This window comes from Cupriavidus sp. DL-D2, assembly GCF_039710735.1.
GTDB lineage: Bacteria > Pseudomonadota > Gammaproteobacteria > Burkholderiales > Burkholderiaceae > Cupriavidus.
On sequence record NZ_JBDKXK010000152.1, the window covers coordinates 1 to 597 of the forward strand.

The 597-nt window shown below is 57.1% G+C and carries 1 protein-coding gene; it reads right to left on the reverse strand.

Annotated elements, in window-relative coordinates:
• On the reverse strand, window positions 1–594 hold a 594-nt coding region (locus ABDB81_RS30435), incomplete at its 3' end, for a DUF3304 domain-containing protein (RefSeq protein ID WP_346814424.1).
• Window positions 595–597 lie beyond the last annotated feature (3 nt).

Below are 597 nucleotides of genomic sequence, written 5' to 3' on the forward strand. Positions count from 1 at the left end.
GTACTGCTGGAGATCCTTCGTATCGGTGAATCGATACTTGAGCCAGCCGTTCGCGGCGAGCCGTGCCGCTCGACGAAACACGACAGCATCGTGTTCACTATTTGGATTGATCAGCGTTCCATGGCTTTTCAGCAGCCAGTACCATACGTCTCCGTATTCGATGCGCGTACCACCGAGATCCGTACGGAACTCAAATTCCACGTGATCATCGGGGTAGAAGTGCAAGCCGAGCACGAGTAGTCCACGGTCACTTTCGACTTGGTTGAGCGCCAATTGAACTTCCGTTGATTTATGGAATGTCTCGTAGGATTCGCCCGCGCGCGATGCGCGAATTGCTTCGTCCACGTCGTAGACCGACCACTCCACCTTGAACTCCGTCCCCTGCAGCTGGTAGCAACAACTGAGCGAGCCTTGGCCGGCGCCCGGCATCAGATCGCCGCCCCCACCCGCGCGATTTCCATACTTGTCCGTGATGACAAACCGATCGAGGTTGTAAGGCGTGTAGTTGAACCCGGCGATGCTCAGTCCGCCATAGGTCGGCTCGGATGAAAGCGCATCGCATCCGGAGAGCAGCATCGACGCCAGGAGGACCAATCC